At 64.7% G+C, this 17,408-nt stretch carries 17 protein-coding genes; 10 read left to right on the top strand and 7 right to left on the bottom strand.

Translation table 11 applies throughout. The annotated features are described in order from the left end of the window. Positions 1-2 precede the first annotated feature (2 nt). Together P1U75_RS06275 and P1U75_RS06270 are read left to right on the top strand one after the other, a co-directional pair. Positions 3-1,850, top strand: coding sequence for a flagellar hook-length control protein FliK (locus P1U75_RS06275; protein ID WP_300241066.1), 1,848 nt, complete (start codon positions 3-5; stop codon positions 1,848-1,850). Between the two features lie 12 nt (positions 1,851-1,862). Further along, positions 1,863-2,525 carry a flagellar hook assembly protein FlgD gene (locus P1U75_RS06270; protein ID WP_300241064.1) on the top strand — a complete coding sequence of 221 codons (663 nt, stop codon included), beginning with the start codon at positions 1,863-1,865 and terminating at the stop codon, positions 2,523-2,525. A 21-nt stretch (positions 2,526-2,546) separates the two neighbouring features. Here P1U75_RS06270 and P1U75_RS06265 read toward each other — a convergent pair whose 3' ends face one another. The 5 genes from P1U75_RS06265 to P1U75_RS06245 form a co-directional block, all read right to left on the bottom strand. After that, positions 2,547-3,011 (bottom strand): hypothetical protein, encoded by a 465-nt coding sequence (locus P1U75_RS06265; protein ID WP_300241061.1) that lies wholly within the window; start codon positions 3,009-3,011, stop codon positions 2,547-2,549. Positions 3,012-3,023: 12 nt separating this feature from the next. Then, the gene (flgH, locus tag P1U75_RS06260) at positions 3,024-3,749 is read right to left on the bottom strand and encodes a flagellar basal body L-ring protein FlgH (protein WP_300241058.1); all 726 of its coding nucleotides are present in this window, start codon (positions 3,747-3,749) and stop codon (positions 3,024-3,026) included. Positions 3,750-3,826: 77 nt separating this feature from the next. Then, a complete protein-coding gene (gene flgA, locus P1U75_RS06255) occupies positions 3,827-4,540 on the bottom strand; it encodes a flagellar basal body P-ring formation chaperone FlgA (protein ID WP_300241056.1) in 714 nt (237 codons plus the stop codon). Between the two features lie 6 nt (positions 4,541-4,546). Further along, entirely contained in the window at positions 4,547-5,332 is a 786-nt protein-coding gene (gene flgG, locus P1U75_RS06250) for a flagellar basal-body rod protein FlgG (protein WP_300241054.1), read from the bottom strand. A gap of 35 nt (positions 5,333-5,367) precedes the next feature. Beyond that, positions 5,368-6,105, bottom strand: a complete 738-nt coding sequence (locus P1U75_RS06245; RefSeq protein WP_300241051.1) for a flagellar hook-basal body complex protein — start codon at positions 6,103-6,105, stop codon at positions 5,368-5,370. Between the two features lie 141 nt (positions 6,106-6,246). Between P1U75_RS06245 and P1U75_RS06240 the strand changes: the two genes are divergently transcribed. The 4 genes from P1U75_RS06240 (at position 6,247) to P1U75_RS06225 (ending at position 12,077) form a co-directional block, all read left to right on the top strand. Continuing rightward, the gene (locus tag P1U75_RS06240; RefSeq protein WP_300241048.1) at positions 6,247-8,067 is read left to right on the top strand and encodes a hypothetical protein; all 1,821 of its coding nucleotides are present in this window, start codon (positions 6,247-6,249) and stop codon (positions 8,065-8,067) included. 176 nt (positions 8,068-8,243) lie between these two features. Then, on the top strand, positions 8,244-9,545 hold the full coding sequence (locus P1U75_RS06235) for a flagellar hook protein FlgE (RefSeq protein WP_300241046.1): 1,302 nt from the start codon (positions 8,244-8,246) through the stop codon (positions 9,543-9,545). Between the two features lie 27 nt (positions 9,546-9,572). Continuing rightward, positions 9,573-10,985 carry a flagellar hook-associated protein FlgK gene (gene flgK / locus P1U75_RS06230; RefSeq protein WP_300241043.1) on the top strand — a complete coding sequence of 471 codons (1,413 nt, stop codon included), beginning with the start codon at positions 9,573-9,575 and terminating at the stop codon, positions 10,983-10,985. Positions 10,986-10,994: 9 nt separating this feature from the next. Beyond that, on the top strand, positions 10,995-12,077 hold the full coding sequence (locus P1U75_RS06225) for a flagellin (RefSeq protein ID WP_300241040.1): 1,083 nt from the start codon (positions 10,995-10,997) through the stop codon (positions 12,075-12,077). A 9-nt stretch (positions 12,078-12,086) separates the two neighbouring features. Here P1U75_RS06225 and P1U75_RS06220 read toward each other — a convergent pair whose 3' ends face one another. Further along, positions 12,087-12,839 (bottom strand): response regulator transcription factor, encoded by a 753-nt coding sequence (locus P1U75_RS06220; RefSeq protein WP_300241037.1) that lies wholly within the window; start codon positions 12,837-12,839, stop codon positions 12,087-12,089. A gap of 166 nt (positions 12,840-13,005) precedes the next feature. Here P1U75_RS06220 and P1U75_RS06215 point away from each other — a divergent pair, with 166 nt between their 5' ends. The 4 genes from P1U75_RS06215 (at position 13,006) to P1U75_RS06200 (ending at position 15,897) form a co-directional block, all read left to right on the top strand. Next, a complete protein-coding gene (locus P1U75_RS06215; protein WP_300241035.1) occupies positions 13,006-14,127 on the top strand; it encodes a flagellar basal body P-ring protein FlgI in 1,122 nt (373 codons plus the stop codon). Continuing rightward, positions 14,127-14,417: a rod-binding protein gene (locus P1U75_RS06210; protein WP_300241032.1), complete on the top strand. Its 291-nt coding sequence runs from the start codon at positions 14,127-14,129 to the stop codon at positions 14,415-14,417. Before P1U75_RS06215 ends, P1U75_RS06210 begins: the two co-directional genes overlap by 1 nt. Before the next feature lie 22 nt (positions 14,418-14,439). Next, entirely contained in the window at positions 14,440-14,940 is a 501-nt protein-coding gene (locus tag P1U75_RS06205; protein ID WP_300241030.1) for a flagellar biosynthesis protein FlgI, read from the top strand. 135 nt (positions 14,941-15,075) lie between these two features. Continuing rightward, positions 15,076-15,897: a flagellin gene (locus P1U75_RS06200; protein WP_300241027.1), complete on the top strand. Its 822-nt coding sequence runs from the start codon at positions 15,076-15,078 to the stop codon at positions 15,895-15,897. A 116-nt stretch (positions 15,898-16,013) separates the two neighbouring features. On the opposite strand, the gene P1U75_RS06195 is transcribed toward P1U75_RS06200, so the two are convergent. After that, positions 16,014-17,378 carry a FliI/YscN family ATPase gene (locus P1U75_RS06195; RefSeq protein ID WP_300241025.1) on the bottom strand — a complete coding sequence of 455 codons (1,365 nt, stop codon included), beginning with the start codon at positions 17,376-17,378 and terminating at the stop codon, positions 16,014-16,016. Between the last annotated feature and the right edge of the window lie 30 nt (positions 17,379-17,408).

The raw sequence follows: 17,408 nt of genomic DNA, 5'->3' as shown, positions 1-17,408 counted from the left end.
GGATGAGCGACGCGATTAGCCTCTTGTCTGTTCTGGTGGGCGCGCGGCCGGGCGCTTCGGCGGCGCCGGAAAAGGCGTTGCCCGGATTCAGCGCGCTTTTCTCGCAGGGTTCCGATGTAGATGGCGCCGGTTCGGAGACAGGGGCGCAGCCCGCCGGCGCCGCGAAGCTGAAGGCATTGTACAATTTCCTTGCCGGATTGGGCAAAAAGGCCAGCCACCTCGACGCCGAAGGCGATGATCCCGCCGCGACATTGGAGGCGGTGGCCGGCCTGGCATCGGATCTGACCGTAGCGCTTGCTGATTTCGAGCGCGAAACTGGTGCCGGCCTGATTTCGGTGTTGCAGGCGGCATCGACAGACGGCGGCATTGTTGTGACGGCAGAGGGCGCGGATGCGCCGGGCGAGGTGACCGATCCGGCCGCAGCAGTTCAGGCGTTGAAATCGGTGATTGCCACCATCTCCGACGCCCTGCGGGGGATATCGGCCACAGTCGCGACCAATGCGACCGAGGCGGAGACGACCGAGGCCGGTTCGGTTGCGTCTCGCATCTTCATGGCCGCGGCGGTGCTTCCGGATGAAACGCATGCGCAACCGGCAACAGCATCGGTGACGGCATCGGCGGCCGGACCGCGAGTTTCGTCGGTGTCCTCTGAAACGCGAGCCGCCGTGCCGGCGGTTGGAACACATGCGGCTGCACCGGCGGTCGGAACGCAGGCTGTGGCGCTGGTCGCCAAAACACAAGCAGTGGAAGTGACAGCTGAAACACAAGCTGCGTCGGTGGCCGCTGATGCTCAAGCTGCGGCACCGGCGGTCGGAACGCAGGCTGTGGCGCTGGTCGCCAAAACACAAGTAGTGGCAATGACAGCTAAAACTCAAGCTGCGTTGGTGGCCGCTGATGCTCAAGCTGCGGCGCCGGCGGTTGGAACGCAGGCAGCGGCGTTGGACGCTGAAACGCGAGCAATGGAAGTATCAGCTGAAACTAAAGCTGCGGTGATGACTGCGAGGGGCGAGACCGGAACGCAGACGGCCGCACGGGCGGCAGCTATGCCCGTTCCGGCCGCGCCGGCCCCAGAGGCAAAGGCGCCGATCTTGCCCGCTGGTGGTGCGCAACCACAGGCGGACTTGCCGGTCTTTCCTTTTGTCCTCTCCTCCGCGCAAGCCAAGGGGAGCGTCGAGCGCGGCGCACCGAAGGCACAGGCCCTTCTGGCGCGCGTGGTTGCGGTGGCGGCTGATCTGTCTGCAACTGCAACTGCATCCGCACCCGGTTCCGCCGTGGATGCAGCGATGCCTGTTGTCGCGGGTGGGGCGACGGTCGCGGTCATGCGCCGCCTAGGTGGGATCGACCCGCTCATCACCTCCGAGGACGTCGCGCGCGCCATGGCGCAGGGCAGCCAACCGGGCCGCGAACCGATGACCGCGCCGCACAGGGCCACCGAGGCCGAAGGCGACGCATCGCGTTTCGGCGCGGCAGTGACGTCACAGATCCGCTCCGCCGAGATCGGCGAGGGGCGCACAAGGATCGAGCTGAGCCCGCGCGGGCTGGGCAGCATCGAGGTGGAGATTTCCACCGGGTCCGACGGCGCGCTCAAAGTCGTGGTCCGGGCCGAAAACCCGACGGTGCTGAACGCCCTGCGCGAAGAGCGCAATTTGCTGGCGCAGGCCTTGGGCGGCCTGGATATGGGGTCGCTGGACCTGCAGTCCTTCACCGAGGGCAACTTCCAGGAGCCGCAGGGCGACCGGTCTGCAGGTCGTTCCACGTCGTCCGGCGAGGAAATCGCCGCGACCGGGGCACGGTCTGCACCTGTGCATACGGCAATGATCGGCGACGGCCGGTTGGACATCGTGACCTGAGGGGGATCGCAAATGGACGTGACCGCAACTGGAACCGCTCAACCGACGGAGACCGCCTCGGCCAGCTCGTTGTCGCAACTGAGCGAGGATTACACCCGGTTTCTGACCCTGCTGACCGCACAGATCGAGAACCAGGATCCGCTGGCACCGATGGACAGTACGCAATTCGTCTCGCAGCTTGCGCAGTTGAGCCAGGTGGAGCAGGCGGTGAAATCCAACGCCAACCTGGAAACCCTGTCGGCGCAGTTCAGCGGCTTGTCGGCGGTCGCCGGGGCCAGCATGATCGGGCACGAGGTGACGGTGACCTCTGCCAAGACGATGCTGGATAACGGGCTCTCGGATGGCTACTACATGCTCCCCACCGAGGCGGTGGACGTCTCGGCCCAGATCGTCGATCCGCTGGACCGGGTCGTGCGCACGCTTGAGGCATTGCCGACCACCACGGGCGAGCTTGTCGAACTGGGCTGGGACGGCAAGGACGACCTTGGCGAGGATGTGCTGAGCGGCCTTTACACCGTGCGGCTGACCGCCATGAACGCCGAGGGCGACCAGGTTCCGGCCTACACCTATCGCAAGACCGAGGTGAAAGAGGTTCTGTTTGCCGAAGGGCAGCTTTACTACGGGCTGTCGGGGGATGAGACCATCCCGACCAGCTCTGTTCTCGCGGTGCGATAGCGGCGGCGCGAACGGGTCCGGCTACCGTGGTTTGTTGGATACCATGAACTGGTTGATCTGGGCGGATTTCACCGCCGGATAGCTGTTGTGCAGCTTCAGCACGATCTGTTGGGCAAGGGCGACCTTGTCGATCTTGTCCTCTTCGCCCTTTCTGACCCAGAGCATGGCTTCGGCCATGTCGGACACCGTGGTGATCGTGGAGTCCCGCAACCGCGCCCGCCCGCCCGTGTTCCCGAGTTGCTCGTAAGCCGCCGCTTCGGAAAAGAACACGTCGAGATCAATCACAATATGCAGAATGCGCGTCGGCTGGAGAACCTGGAAGGTCAGGCTGCCCAACGGCATCTTGTACAGGACTTCCTTGCCCTCGGCCGGCTCCGTTCCGGTCGGTGGCGCCGTATCCTCGGGTGGGGAATAGTAGCGCCCCAGAGCAAAACCGATGACCCCCATCACGAGGGCCAACAGCAGGATGACGAGCAGTTTTTTCACCGGGTGCTCCGGTCAGTAGGGGAGGACCACGTCCAGAAAATCTTCACCATAGCGCGGCGTCTGAACCCGGCTCAGTTGTCCGCGGCCACCATAGGCGATGCGCGCTTCGGCGATCTTGTCATAGGGAATGGAGTTGTCGATCTTGATATCGACCGGACGGATCACCCCGGCAACGCGCAACTCGCGCAGCTCGTTGTTGACCTTCACCTCCTGCCGACCGGCGATCACGAAATTGCCGTTCGGCAGTTCCTTCACGATCAGGGCCGCGATCCGCAACTCGATGGTTTCCTTGCGCTTGATCGAGCCCTCGCCGGCGGTGCTGGAGGTGGATCCCAGATCGATGATCGAACCGCCGGTGGGCAGGTCCGAGGGATCGACGCCCGGCAGGATCTTGTCGATCTGGCTGCCGTATCCCAGAAACGCCGGGTCGTCCACGGAGGTGCCGCCGCTGCGGCTGCGCTCCGAGGCATTGCTCAGGCTCGCGCTGTCGTCGATGTTGATCTCTACCGTCAGCAGATCCCCGACCTGCTCGGCCCGGCGGTCCCCGAAAAAGCTGCGGGTGTTCTTGCCCCAAAGGCCCGAGGCCTCGGCACGCTGCGGCGGTCGCATCGGTTCGGTATCGGGCATCGGCACGCTGATGCGGTTGACCTCGGGCATGGTCGAGCCATCGAGAACCATGTCGCTGAGTTCGGGGTTGCGGTGCTTGCTGTATTCCCCGCAGGCCGTCAGCGAGATCAAGGCCGCCAGGGCCGTGACCGTCCCGACGCGCCCGGGGCGCAGCCGAATGCAAGAAGGCGGGGTGAAATGCACGCGGGTCAATAGCTGGCCTCCACTAATCCATCGGCGCGGGCGACGCCCACGATCGTCTTGTTGCTGCTGAGATTCACGACCCGGACCTCCTGGCCCAGATGCGCGTCTGAAATCGCCTTGCCCTCGGCCGAGAGCTCCAGCGTGCCGTAGCTGAGCTGGATCGTCACCCGTTCGCCGCGCGAGATGATGATCGGCGGCTGCACCGACTGCACCTGGACCGGGCGCCCGGGAGAGAGCATCCGGCGTACCTGCATGCCGACCAGCCCCTCGGCCTCGGTCACCGCATAGGCGTTGACCCGCGCCCAGGGCAGATCCACCATCTCGACGTCCTCTGCCCGCACGATGTCGTCGGGCATCAGCCGGCGGACCGGCACCGGCACCGGCTGGGTCAGCGTGGCCACGCCCCAGACGCGGCGCACCTCGCCCAGATCGGTGATCACATTGGCGATGAACTGGCCGGTATCGCGGTCGATCCAGAATTCACGGATGAACGAGCCCTCGCGCGGCAACCCATCGGCAAGGCGGATGTCGAAGAACCCACGCTCGGGCATGGCGGCGCCGAATTCCTGCGCCGCGCGTTCGCTGACCAGGGCGATGATCTCGGCCGCAACGGCGGGCAGGGCGGCCAGCGACAGCACCGCCGCAAAAAGCGCACCGGACAGCCGCCGGAGGGCCGAGCGGTACGCGGGGCGGAGGGGGTTGAGGGAAAGACGGGACATTACGGATTACTTGATCTGGTTGGCGGTAGAGAGCATCTGATCGGCGGTTTCGATCGCCTTGGAGTTCATCTCATAGGCCCGCTGGGCCGAGATCAGGTCGGTGATCTGCTGGATGATGTTGACGTTGGAGTTCTCGAGGTATCCCTGCCGGATGATGCCGACGCCCGGCTCGCCCGGGGTTACCAGCGCGGGGTCGCCCGAGGCGGTGGTCTCTTCCAGCATGTTGTTCCCGATCGGCTTCATCCCCGCCTCGTTGAGGAAGGTGGCCATGGTAAGCTGGCCCAGTTCGACCGGGGCGGGATCGCTGTCGACATAGGCCATGACGACGCCCTGCTGGTTGATGGCGATCTGACGGGTGTTTTCCGGCACGTTGATGCCGGGGTCGATCTCGTAACCGTCCAGCGTGACGATCTGGCCCTCGGCGCTGAGCTGGAAGCTGCCGGCGCGGGTATAGGCCTGGGTGCCGTCGGGGCGGTTGACCACGAAGAAGCCGCGCCCCTCGATGGCGAGGTCAAGCTGGTTCTCGGTCTGCGACAGCCCGCCTTGGGTGTTCAGGCGGATCACCCCGGCGCTTTGCACGCCCAGGCCCACGTTCATGCCGACCGGGCGCGATGTGCCCTCGGTCGAAGTCAGCGCGCCCTCCTGGTGCACCGACTGGTAGATCAGGTCCTGGAACGCCGCCCGACCGCTCTTGAAGCCTGTGGTATTGGCGTTGGCGATGTTGTTGGCGATGACATCGACATTGGTCTGCTGGGCCAGCATCCCGGTCGCCGCGATTCCTAGTGCCTTCATTTTCGGGTCCTCCCCGTTGTTCGAAAAGCGGCGGCTCAGACCACGCGGCCAAGGCGCTGGATCGCCTGCCGCGTCAGATCGTTGCTGTCGCCCATAAGTTTGGCCGCGCGTTCATAGGCGCGCTGGATATCCATGAGCCGGGTCAGTTCGATCACCGGCCGCACGTTGCTTTGTTCGATGAACCCCTGGGCCAGCTCGGTCTCCGTCCCCGGGCCGATCTCGGCGCCGGCATCGCCGTAAAGGTACAAGCCGTTGCCGATCGGGACGAGCATATCGACGTCCGGCATGCGGAAGATCCCGATCTGCCCCAGCTCCGCCCCCTCCGCATCGGTGATCGAGCCATCCCTGGAAATGGTGACATCTGTTCCCAGGGCTTGCGGCAGGGTGATCGGCGCGCCGCCCGGGTTCAACACGGGCGCACCGGCAAGGGTCGAAAGCTGGCCGTCAGAATTGACCGTGAGGCGGCCGTCGCGGCCATAGGCGGTGGCGCCGGCATCGGTCTGATAGGAAAGCCAGCCGGGGCCGGACAGCGCGATGTCAAGCGGGTTGCCGGTGGCGATAAAAGCGCCCTGGCTGGCATCAAGGTAGGTCCCGCGATCCTCGACATAGCTGGTCGCGCCGTCCTCGGCTCCTTCCGGCTGCACGGCCTCGAACAGCGGCTGCATGGTCTTGTAGCCGGCGGTCGAGGCATTGGCCATATTGTTCGCCGCCATGTCCATGCTGCGCTGCAAGGCGGAGGCAAGGGAAAGGGAGACGTAATCGGCGTTGCTCATGGCTGGTTCCGTATCCCAAAACGCGTCGGCAAGTATAAGCGACACGATTTCGTGTATCATTCCTATTATTGCATGATAAACTATCCATCAATATAAGAATTATGGCAAGATGTATTTGGCAAAACCCAAGGACAGTTGGGAATGTTCATGAGAGAGCCGATGAGGGCCGCGGTGATCTTTGCGAGCTTGCTCGCCGGCGGGGCGGTTCTGGCTGCGGGCGCGCCACATAATGCGCCGACGCCGGTCGAACTGATCGTGGCAGCACGCCCTGGGCCGGGTGACGGGTGGCGGGCCGACATGGATCTGCGCCGCTGGCCCGCCGATGGGTTCCATCGGATCGTGACGAAACGGATCGATGCATTGAGCTCCGCGCATGGCCCCGAGCGCCCGCGCGTCTTCCTCGACATGGCGGAACTCTACCTGGGGCACGCCCTGCTGTACGAGGCAGGGTCGATCCTGGACGGGGTGGAGGCCGTGACGCCGCGTGACAAGCGGCGATGGCGCGCGATGCGCGACGCCGTTCTGCTGTTGCAGGGCGAGGCGGCGTCGGAGATTGGCAGCTCGCCGCTGGTGGCTCCGGTGCGGCCTGACAGGGGCATGTGGCTGACGCTGCAGGCGATCGCCACCGGCGACGAGGTGATGCTGCGCAACAACCTGGCGGGCGCGCTTGAGGCGCTAGAGTTCCAAACCCGGCCGATCGTGCGCGCCGTCCTGCCGATCTTTACCGAGGCGGCGGTCGAGGCCGGCGAGGTGCGGCTTGCGCAACAGGCGGTATCGCTGCTGGAGGATTTCCCGGATCTGTCAGGCGCGCCGGTCGGGCATTTCCTGCGTGGGCGGGAAGCAGAGGTGCTCGGGCAGGCTCGAACGGCGCTGGAGCGCTACTTCGCGGCCAGCGACGGATGGGATCTCTACGCGGCGCGGGCGCGGCTCGCGCTGGCCGACATGGCCCTGGCCGACGGGGGGCGCGGTGCGCTGCTGGCGGCGCGGGATGTGTTGGAGTACGGGGCCGGCGCCTGGCGCGGCGACCAGTATGAGCGTGATCTCCTGTTGCGGCTTGGCGGTCTTTATTCCGCAACCGGCGATCCGTTCGCGGCGGTGGTCGCCCACGGCAAGCTGATGTCGCGCTTTCCGGGCAGCGAGGCGGCGGCCAAGGCGGCGGATCAGGCCCGTATCGAAATGGCGACTGCCTACCGGGAGGGGGCCGAAGGGCAATTGCCTCTCGCCGAATGGCTGCCGGTCCATATGAGCCTTGTGCCGCTTTTCCGGTACTTCCCGGAATTCGCGCTGCATTCCGAGACGCTCGCGGACTATGCGCTGAAGGTTGGGGGCACCGACCTGGCGGAGGGCGAGTATCGTCGGGCGATCTCGCTGGTCGAGGAACTGGAGGAGGTCTCGGGGCAGCCCGCGGACCCGGAGCGCCTTGTGCGCCTGCGCCTGAAGCTGGCGCGCGCCCTGTCGCGGGGCGGCCGTTTTTCCGAGGCACGCGATGTGTTGGACGGGATCGAGGTGCCGCAGAATCCCGACCAGCGTCAAGGCGTGAACGCGCTGAAGGCCAGCGTCCTTGCCGAACTGGGAGATTTCAGCGGGGTGCGCGGCACATATGTTTCCGATCCTGATGCGGCAGGGATGCGCGATCTCGCCCTTGCCCTGTGGGAGGACGGGCGCTGGGAGGATGCGATCGTGTTCTACCGGCGGTTGCGATCGACATTCCCCGAGGAATTCACCGCGCGCGATGCCTCTTACTTGCTGCTGGCCGCGCGCAAGTCCGGTGACGAGACAACCGCGGGCGAGGTCGTGGCAGCGTTTCCGGGCCTGACCGATTCCGCGACCTGGGTGAACGTCGCCGCAAGCCTGATCGAGACCCCGGCGCCGCTGTCGCCGCTCAGCCGGGAGGCCGCCGACACCCGCCTTGAAAGCGCGGAAAGGGCGGTCGGCACGATCGGCGGAGGGGAGGGGCTCTGATATCTTGGGCTAGCCATGGCTCCAACGACCGGATGCGGTGCGGAAATCGGGTAAGAAGTACTTGCCTGGTCCTTCGCGGGTACTTTGGTTTTTGTTAAATCTTTAACTCGCCTTAAAGCGGGCTCGTGTATTCCTTGTAGCAAAACAAGACAACACAAGAATAAGAGGCGACGGTCATGAGCATTTCGAGCGCACTCCAGATCGGAGTCAGCGGGTTACAGGCCAATTCCAAGGCCGTCGGCGGAATTTCCGAGAACATCGCCAACGCCAATACGGTTGGCTACAAGCGCGGGTTTTCCCATTTCGTCACCACGGCGGCCTCAGGCGGCGCCGCCGACGGCGTGCTGTCCGTCAGCGCCGTCGAGGCCATGGACATCACCCACGCGGGCGGGCTGATCCCCACGGATTCCTCGACCGACCTGGCGATCAGCGGCGCCGGTTTCTTCGCCGTCTCGCTGCGCCCGGACGAGACGGTGCAGACCAACTACATGCTGACGCGCGCGGGGTCCTTCCTGCCGGACAAGGACGGGAACCTGGTGAACGCCGCCGGGTATTACCTGGCCGGCTACCGGTACGATCTCGATGGAACGCTTCCGGATGTCGATCGCGGCACCTTCGGCGACATGGAGACGGTGAACATCGGCAACATCACTCTTTCCGCGGCGGCGACCACCGAAATCTCGACCGTCGGCAACCTGCCTGCGCAAGAGGCGGGCCTGGCCACGCCCGGCGCGCCGTTCACCACCTCGTCGGAGTATTTCAGCCCACTTGGCGCCTCGGAACGGCTCAGCTTTTCCTGGCAGCCGACCGCGACCGACAACCGCTGGGACGTGACGGTCAGCGACAAGGATGGAACCGCATTGGGAACGGTGACCGTCGATTTCAACGATTCCGGCTCTCTGGCCGGGTCGCCATCGGCCTATTCCGGTGTGACCTCGACCGCGACCGCACCGGCGGGATTTGCCTTTGACACCGCCACTGGCAAGGCCACGGTCACGGTGGACAGCGGCGGTACCCCGCAGACGATCACCGTCAATCTCGGCTCCCCGGACAAGTTCGACGGCGTGACCCAGTTCGCCGGCGATTTCAGCCAGACCTTCACCCGCGACGGATCCAGCGTCGGCGAGGTGATCCGGACCGAGATCGACGAGGATGGCGTGCTTTACGGCATCTTCGACAACGGTCAGCGCCGGGCGCTTTACGAGATCCCGGTCGCCACGGTCGCCAACCCGCACGGGCTCTACGAGATGCGCGGGAACGCCTACGGGCTGACCGTCGACACAGGCACCTTCCTGGCGATGAAGGCGAATACCGGGGCCACGGGCGCGATCAGCTCCAGTCAGTTGGAGGGCTCCAACGTGGACATTGCCGAGGAAATGACCGACCTGATCAAGGCCCAGCGTGCGTTTTCCACCAATGCCAAGGTGGTGACTACGGTGGATGAAATGATGAGCGAGACCGCGCAGCTCAAACGCTGATCCGAGCTTGCCTCCAGGGGATAACCCATGAGTCTATCCAGTGCCCTGAACACGGCAGCGACGGGTCTGGCAACCACGCAGACCCAGTCACGGATCACGGCCGACAACATCGCGAACGCGATGACGCCGGGATTTGTCCGGCGCGAAGCGGTCATCGTCACGACCGGCGCCGGCGGCTCGATGGTGTCCGAGGTGCGCCGGGACGTCGATGCGGCGCTGGTTCGCATGGCGCGCGCGGAAAGCGGCAAGATGGCCCACCAGGAGGCGATCAACGACGGGCTGAACAGCTATACGCTCTATCTTGGTCAGCCCGGCGACGGGCTGTCGCCTGCGGACAAGTTCTCGTCCTTCAACACGGCGATGACGACCCTGGTCAACATGCCGTCTTCGGCGGGGGCGCAATCGGCCGCCGTCTACGCCGCCGAGGACCTCGCCGCGTCGATCCGCGGGGCCAGCGACACCTTGGGCGGGCTGCGGGTCGAAGTGGACATGGAGATCCGCTACGAGGTCGCCGATCTGAACCAGGCCCTGTACGATCTCGCTGACTTGAACAGCAGGCAACGCGATTTCGGTCCCGGCACCATGGAGGCGGCACAGGCGGCGGACGCGATGGATGGGCTGCTCGATCGGGTTGCGGAGATCGTCGGGATACGGGTAACGGAAAACTCCGATGGCCAGGTCAGCGTTTACACGACCGGGGGGGCGGCGCTTCTTGAAGGGGATCAGGTCCAGGATGTCACATACTCGCCCGGCGAGGGGCGTTTCTTCGCGGGCGGGACCGAAATCACCCCTGGACGGGAGGGTGTCCGCGGTATCGATGAGGGCAGCCTTGCGGGATACGCAGAATTGCACAGCGAGATCCTGCCGCGGTTTCAGCTCCAGCTCGACGAATACGCGCGCGGTCTGATCCAGGCGTTCGAGGATGCCGATGCCTCGCTCGCGCCGGGCGAGGCCGGCCTTTTCACCGACAATGGCGGCGCCTTCGATGCCGCCAGCCTGGATGGGCTGGCCAGCCGGTTACGGGTGAACGATGCGGTCAGCCGCTCCGGCGCCAGCGAGGTTTGGCGCATCCGGGACGGAATGTCAGTTGCCACCCCGGGAGAGGCGGCGGACGCGACCCAGATCCAGGGGTTCATCGATGCGCTCGATGGCCCGGTCGATGCCGATCCGGCCACCGGGCTCTATGCCGGGGTCTCGGTGGCGAACTTCGCCGCCGAGATGATCTCGAGCCAATCGGCCGAGCGCGCGCGGGTCGAAAACAATTACAACGCGGCCCGGTCGGCCGCCGAGATGGTCCAGGCGTCGCGACAGAACGTCGAAGGGGTGAGTATCGACGAGGAATTGCAAAAGCTTATGCTGATCGAACAGAGCTATGCCGCCAACTCCAAGATGTTGACGGCTGTGGCGGAAATGCTCGATACGCTGTTGGCCGCGGTCTGAGGGTAGCACATGAGCTGGAACATAAGCGGTATCTCCTCGATGCAGTTGAATTTCACCAACCGCCAGCACGTGGCGCGGGTGACCGAGCAGCTGCAAAACGCCGGCCAGGAGCTGGCGACCGGGCGCAAGGCCGATCTGTTCGCCGAACTGGGGCCACGTGCCTCGATCGCTTTGACCCTGCGCGCCCGCGAGGAGAACACGCAGACCTACCTTACCGTGAACCAGGTGCTGGACAGCAAGCTGGAGGCGATGCTGGCCTCGATCGATGCGACCCGAACCAGTTCCGAAGACGTGCTCCAGAACGCATTGATCAACGCCTCGCGCCCGACGACGGGGGCGAATGCGTTGCAATCCGAGTCGCGCGCGGCGCTGGAAAGCGTCATCGGCTCCCTCAATATAAGCTACAACGGCGATCACCTGTTTTCCGGAACCGCAAGCGACAAGGCGCCGCTGACCCGTTGGGACGCGGCCAATCCAGACACGGGGCTTTCGCCCGAACAGATCCTGTCCGAGATCGTCGGATCCGGTCCGACGACCCTGGCCGAGGCCGAGGCGATGATCGACGAGATCGATGCGTTCTTCGCCTCTACCAACACCGCTGACCCCGATCGCAATTACGAGGCCAGCTTTTTCAACGGCACGCCGCTGGAGGATGCCGGCGGTGATCCGAATACCCGGGTGACGGCGCGGATCAACGAAGGGCAGCAACTGGCCTATGGCGTCCAGGCAAACGACCCGGCGTTCCGGGATACGATCAAGGGGCTTGCCATGCTTGCGGTCGCAGACGTCAGCCAGATCGAGGACGAGGCCACCTATGCAAGATGGATGGAGGCCGTGAACGATGCGCTCAGCGGTGGTGTCCAGGGCGTTTTGAGCACCGCCGCAAGCATCGGGTTCAATCAGCAGGTGGTGGCCAAGGCGCAGACCCAGCTGGACGATATCTCGCTGGTGCAGCGGACCCAGATCGGCAATTACGAGAACGTCGATCCCTACGAGGCGGCCGCGATGGTATCAAGCCTGGAGACCCAGTTGCAGGCCAGCTACAGCGTGACCGCGCGCCTGTCGCAACTGACCTTGCTGAATTTCCTCTGATCTGCCCCGTCAGGCGCGGGCCTCAAGAATACGCGCCTGCGCCGGGCCTTGCTGCTCGGGCGATGCCAGATCGATTTCCTCTGGCGCGCTCAGCTTGTAGCCGCGGCCATGAATGGTCTCGATGTACTGCGACCCGCTGATCGCGGCGGCGGCGATCTTCTTGCGCAGCTTGCAGATGTAGACGTCGATCACCTTGTCAAAGGGCTGGTCCGCGCTCATGCCATAGACCGCGTCATAGATGGCATTTTTCGAGATCACCTTGTTGGAGTTCAACGCAAGGTGCTGGAAAATCGAATGCTCGCGCTTCGACAGCTTGATGCGGGCCCCGGAAACGATGGGGTCGCGCCCGTCGAAGAACGCGGTCAACTCGCCGACCTCGACACTTTCGGCGGCATGGCCGTGAAACCGGCGGACAATGGAATTGATCCGCGAGACGACCTCGCTGCCCTTGATCGGGCTGACGATGACGTCATCAGCCCCCCGATCAAGGGCTGCCGAGGTATCCTGGGAGTTGCGAAAGTCGCGCAGCACGATCACCGGATTTGCGCAGCCCGCCCTGCGGATGGTTCGGATCTGGGCGTGCGTGTTGTCGGACTCTCCGATCAGGATCGCTCGGATCTCGTTTCCCGGCTGGGTCAAGGGAACCAGACCGGTCTCAAAGAAATCCTCGCTCACGAACAGAGGCTCGACACCCGCGTTCTCAAGTTCGGCGGCCAGAGAAGCCTGCCGTTTCTCGCGTGGTTCGAAAACATAGGCGCGCATGAACACCTCCGTTCCCGCTGCTATTCATCGCTATTCATTATTGCTACCAAGGAAAGGCAGGTAGTTCAATAATAAAGTTACCAACCGGCAAGTTTAGAAGCAACTGTATATGGACTTGGCAAAAACAAACCGCTAGGGTTTTCTTTAAGGACCAGGGGTGAGGTCGATGTCTGTATTTGGGTCTCTGGCGAACGGACTGGGCGCGGTCGCGATGGGCGCGGCGCTTTTGCTTGCGTGCCCCGCCGGTGCAGATGTCCGGATCAAGGATATCGCCAGTTTCGAAGGGGTCCGCGAAAACCACCTGATCGGCTACGGTCTGGTGGTCGGCCTTCTGGGAACCGGCGACCGGATGACCAACAGCCCGTTCACGCGCGAGGCCGTCAAGGGCATGCTGGAACGGCTGGGCGTCGCCAATCTCGACGGCGACCTGCTGAAAACCAAGAATACCGCGGCGGTCATGGTCACGTCGAAGCTGCCGCCCTTCGCCCGGCGCGGCGCGCCGATCGATGTGAACGTCGCCTCGCTCGGTGACGCCACCAGCCTGCGGGGCGGCACCCTTTTGGTGACCCCCCTGTCGGGTGCCGACGGCGAGGTCTATGCCGTGGCCCAGGGGCCGGTGGCGGTGTCTGGCTTTCTCGCGCAGGGCAACGCCGGCAGCGTGCAGGAGGGGGTTCCGACCATCGCCCGCATCGACAGCGGCGCCATCGTCGAGCGCGAGGTTGGATTCGAGCTGCGCGAACTCGACAGTTTCCGCATCGCACTGGCGGTGCCGGACTTCACCACGGCGGCGCGGATCGGGGATGCGGTCAACGACCGGCTCGGGGCGGGGTCGGCGCGGGTGCTCGATCCCGGAACCGTCGAAGTGCGCCTGCCGGGCAAGGGCGACGTGGCCGAAACCGTCGCCGCGATCGAAAGCCTGACCGTCCAGCCCGACAGCACCGCGCGTGTCGTCGTGGACGAGAAATCCGGAACCATCGTGATCGGGGCGAACGTGCGGATCGGGCAGGTTGCGATCAGCCAGGGCGGGCTGACGGTGCGGGTGCGCGAACGCTACAACGTGAGCCAGCCGAACCCGATCAGCATCGGCGGCACCACCGTTGTGGTGCCGGAAACCGACATCGACGTGGAAGAGCGTGACAGCAAGTTCACCATCCTGCAGGGCGATGTCAGCCTGCAGGATCTGGTCGATGGGCTGAACGCGATCGGCGTCGGCGCGCGTCAGACCATCTCGATCCTGCAGGCGATCAAGGCGTCGGGCGCGCTGCACGCGGACCTGGAGATCATCTGATGACCTCCCCGCCTATCCCGTCCGGGCTGCCGGTCCCTGTCGAAGGCGATGCCTCTGTTGCCGACAAGGCCCGGAACGCTGGGCTGGCGCGTGAATTCGAGGCCGTGTTCCTGAGCCAGTTCGTCGATGAGATGATGAGCACGATCAACTACGGGCCCGTCTCGGGTGGGCAGGGAGCCGAGATCTGGCGCTCCTTCATGTCGCAGGCCCTTGCCGAGAAACTGTCCGAGCGCGGCGGGCTCGGACTGGGTGCGAATATCGAACAGATGCTCAACGCGTATCGTGGCTGACAGTCAATCCAGGGGGGCGGACATGGCGATAAGGAAGCGGAAGACCCGGATTGGCGATCGCCTGCAGGCGCGCCGGGCTGCGCCGGAAGGCACCGCAAGGATCCTGACGGAAGAGGACGAGGCGAACATCGCCGCGTTCTCCGACAAGGTGGGCGAGGCCGTGGCGCTGTTGAACGAAGAGGTCGCGGCCGTGACCGAGGGGCGGTTCCAGGCCGTCAGCGATCTGTTCGACCGAAAGGCTTCGCTGCTGAAATGGCTGGAATTGCGCCTGCCGCTGGTCGAGCCGTTCCTCAAGCACGAGGCGGCGGTTGCGCGCGGCCTGCCCGAGCGGATGCAGGAACTGCAGGCGGCAGTCACCGCCGACAGCGAGATGTTGCAACGCATGGCCACCGCCGCGGGAACCATCGTGCGAGAGATCCGCAAAGCCACCGAACGCAACGGTCTGAGCGGGCTTTATGGCAAGTCGGGGCAGAAGATCGGCGGCGAAGAGGGTGGCAAACTGCGCATAGATCGCGAATTTTAGGCGCGGGGACAGGAAAAAAATTATGAAAGCCTTAACTATGCCTTAATCGGCGCGTTTATATCCTCAGTACCGGCGCTAAGCCGGAAACAGTCAGAAGACTGATCAACAAAAAACGAGAACTGAGGAGAGCATTAAATGTCGTCCATTCTCACCAATAGCTCGGCGATGGTCGCTCTGTCCACGCTGAACGAAGTCAACCGTGGCCTGAACGAAACCCAGAACCGTGTCTCCAGCGGCCTGGCCATCCGTTCGGGCAAGGAAAACGCCGCCTACTTCGCGATTTCGGAAACGATGTCCGGCGACAGCGGCATGTTCAAGGCGATCAATGAGGGTCTGACCTCGACCAAGAACTCGGTTGCGACCGCCCGTCTGGGCGCCGAAACCGTAAGCGGCCTGGCCGAACAGTTCGCCGAGCGCGTGGCATTCGCCCAGGGCAGCGGCATCGACCTGGCCGACGTTCAATCGGAACTGGATGCTCTGGTTTCCCAGATCGGTGCAGCCATCGACCAGTCGACCTTCAACGGCGATGATCTGGTCAACGGAACCGCAGCCGTGACCGCGGTCAGCGGGATCAGCCGTTCGTCGGGCAGCTTTGCCACCACGACGATCAGCTTCAACCAGGTTGATCTGGGCGCGATCAAGACCGCGCTTGACGCGATTGATCTCACCACCTCGACCGACATCGCAGCTGACCTGGCAACCGCCGAGACCCAGCTGGCCGCCTCGATCGATGCGGCAACCGACCTGGGCGTCACGGAGAAGACGCTGGAAGGCCAGCAGACCTTCCTGGATGCTCTCACCGACACGCTGGATTCCGGCGTGAGCGCGATGGTTGATGCGGACATGGAAGAAGAGGCAGCGCGCCTGCAGGCCTATCAGGTCCAGCAGCAGCTGGCCACGCAGTCGCTGTCGATTGCCAACCAGCAGCCTCAGAACATCCTGAGCCTGTTCCGCTAATAGGTTTTCGCCAGGAGTCCTCCTGGCGGGCCGTCCATTTACGAGTTTTCGGGGGGGCGACTGTTGTCGCCGTTCCCAGCCGGCCGTTTCGAGGGGAGCGGCCGGTTTTCGTATTTTTAATTGGCCGCCGCGTCGGGCAGGGTCGGCACGTCGATCCCCGCGTCCAGCAGCATTTTGTAAACCTCGGCAAAGCTCTGCTCCGCGCGCATCGTGGCGCCGCGGGATTGGGAAAGGAATTCGTTCGCCGCGGTGAAAAACCGCGCCGCCGCATCAGTTTCCGGGTCGGAACCGGGGGAATAGGCGCCAACGCGGATTAGTTCCTCCATGTCGGCGTAGCGGGCCAGCGCCCGCCGGGCGGCGTGCATGATCCGGTATTCCTCGGCGGTGTGACAGGCCGGCAGCATGCGCGAAATCGACCGCTGCACGTTGATCGCGGGATAGCGGTTTTGTTCCGCAATGCGGCGGTCCAGAACGATATGCCCGTCGACGATTCCGCGGATCGCGTCGGCGATGGGTTCGTTCATGTCGTCGCCATCGACCAGAACGGTATATATCCCGGTGATATCCCCCTCGCCGGGGCGGCCGGGTCCGGCCCGCTCCAGCAGGTGCGGCAGCTCCGAGAACACCGTCGGCGGATAGCCCCGGGTGGTCGGCGGCTCGCCGCTCGACAGACCGATCTCGCGCTGGGCCATGGCAAAGCGGGTGACGCTGTCCAACATCAACAGCACCTGCTTGCCCGCCTTGCGGAAATGCTCGGCCACCGCCGTGGCGGTCCAGGCCGCCTGTCGGCGCAGCAGCGGCGCCTCGTCGCCGGTGGCCACCACCACGACCGAGCGCGCCATGCCCTTTTCGCCCAGATCCTCGTCGATGAACTCCTGCACCTCGCGGCCGCGTTCGCCGACCAGCCCGATCACGATCACGTCGGCGTCGGTATTGCGCGCCAGCATGGCCATCAGGGTGGATTTCCCGACCCCGGAGCCGGCGAATACCCCCATTCGCTGCCCCCGGCAGATCGGGGTGAACAAGTCGATGCACTTGATCCTTGTTTCCAGCTTGTCGCCGACCCGGCGCCGGTCGTAGGCAGGCAGCGGGCTGTTGCGTCCGCGCGCGCGCCGGCTGCCGGCGCGGAAGCCGGGCGACGGGGAAAGCGGCCGGCCAAGCGGGTCGATGACCGTGCCGATCCAGCTGTCGTCCGGACAGATACCGTCACCGGCCTGGATCAGCTCCACCGGGTCGCCGACCGCGATGCCGTCCCAGGTGCCGAAAGGCAGCAGGCGCAGCCCTTCGGCGCCGGCGCCGACCACTTCGCCGGTGACCGGCCCGTTGCGCCCGCGCACACGGCATCGTTGCCCGATCCCCGCGGCGCGCTCCAGCCCGGAGACGGTCAGCGAGAGGCCGACCACCGATTGGACGCGACCGGATATCCTTGTGCTTTCAAGGTTAAACACCGCCTGCCTCAGGTCTGAAAAGATGGCGCTCACAAGAATAAACCCTGTTAATCTTTGCTCTGC

This window comes from Antarcticimicrobium sp., assembly GCF_029212575.1.
Lineage (GTDB): Bacteria > Pseudomonadota > Alphaproteobacteria > Rhodobacterales > Rhodobacteraceae > Antarcticimicrobium.
This window is presented reverse-complemented; position numbering and strand designations above follow the sequence as displayed.

Coding starts and splice junctions, on each gene's coding strand:
- flgA (WP_300241056.1), bottom strand. CDS start 4,540: ATGTCCCGTCTTTCCCTCAACCCCCTCCGCCCCGCGTACCGCTCGGCC.
- P1U75_RS06245 (WP_300241051.1), bottom strand. CDS start 6,105: ATGAGCAACGCCGATTACGTCTCCCTTTCCCTTGCCTCCGCCTTGCAG.
- P1U75_RS06215 (WP_300241035.1), top strand. CDS start 13,006: ATGTCTGTATTTGGGTCTCTGGCGAACGGACTGGGCGCGGTCGCGATG.
- P1U75_RS06225 (WP_300241040.1), top strand. CDS start 10,995: ATGAGCTGGAACATAAGCGGTATCTCCTCGATGCAGTTGAATTTCACC.
- P1U75_RS06235 (WP_300241046.1), top strand. CDS start 8,244: ATGAGCATTTCGAGCGCACTCCAGATCGGAGTCAGCGGGTTACAGGCC.
- P1U75_RS06270 (WP_300241064.1), top strand. CDS start 1,863: ATGGACGTGACCGCAACTGGAACCGCTCAACCGACGGAGACCGCCTCG.
- P1U75_RS06200 (WP_300241027.1), top strand. CDS start 15,076: ATGTCGTCCATTCTCACCAATAGCTCGGCGATGGTCGCTCTGTCCACG.
- P1U75_RS06210 (WP_300241032.1), top strand. CDS start 14,127: ATGACCTCCCCGCCTATCCCGTCCGGGCTGCCGGTCCCTGTCGAAGGC.
- P1U75_RS06220 (WP_300241037.1), bottom strand. CDS start 12,839: ATGCGCGCCTATGTTTTCGAACCACGCGAGAAACGGCAGGCTTCTCTG.
- flgK (WP_300241043.1), top strand. CDS start 9,573: ATGAGTCTATCCAGTGCCCTGAACACGGCAGCGACGGGTCTGGCAACC.
- P1U75_RS06205 (WP_300241030.1), top strand. CDS start 14,440: ATGGCGATAAGGAAGCGGAAGACCCGGATTGGCGATCGCCTGCAGGCG.
- P1U75_RS06275 (WP_300241066.1), top strand. CDS start 3: ATGAGCGACGCGATTAGCCTCTTGTCTGTTCTGGTGGGCGCGCGGCCG.
- P1U75_RS06240 (WP_300241048.1), top strand. CDS start 6,247: ATGTTCATGAGAGAGCCGATGAGGGCCGCGGTGATCTTTGCGAGCTTG.
- flgG (WP_300241054.1), bottom strand. CDS start 5,332: ATGAAGGCACTAGGAATCGCGGCGACCGGGATGCTGGCCCAGCAGACC.